At 67.6% G+C, this 553-nt stretch carries 1 pseudogene; it reads left to right on the forward strand.

From position 1 onward, the window contains the following. Positions 1–138: 138 nt before the first annotated feature. Positions 139–553 (forward strand): annotated as a pseudogene (locus J5M67_RS27610) (oxidoreductase); the annotation flags it as partial.

Consider the following 553-nt stretch of genomic DNA (forward strand, 5'->3'; position numbering starts at 1 on the left):
GTTCCATTATCGACGCGCCGGGGGCGGACCGTTTCCGCCGAGCGCCGTTTCCCTTTCGTGCGCCATCGGCGCCCGCGGCAAGCTTTTGTGCTGCGTGCTAACCTCGGCCGCTCGACTTCCCTTGTGAGGGCGGCTGCCATGAGTGCATTGTTTTCTCCATTCACGCTGCGCGGCGTGACCCTTCCCAATCGCATCGTGATTTCGCCGATGTGCCAGTATTCGGCCGAAAACGGCGACGCGCGCGCGTGGCACATGATTCATCTCGGGCATCTCGCGTTGTCCGGCGCGGGGCTGCTTGGCATCGAAGCGACGGCCGTCGAGCCCGACGGCCGCATTTCGGCCGCGGATCTCGGCTTGTGGAGCGACGCGACCGAGGCTGCGCTCGAACCCGTGCTCGCGGCGATCCGCAAGCATTCGCCGATTCGCGTCGCGATGCAGCTGTCGCACGCGGGCCGCAAGGCGTCGAGCGACGTGCCGTGGAAAGGCGGCCAGTTGATTGCCGTCGATGAGGGCGGCTGGCGGCCGCATGCGCCTTCCGGCGTCCCGCACCGGG

Origin of the sequence: Pseudomonas sp. 30_B, from assembly GCF_017491605.1 — a bacterium.
Taxonomy (GTDB): Bacteria; Pseudomonadota; Gammaproteobacteria; order Pseudomonadales; family Pseudomonadaceae; genus Pseudomonas.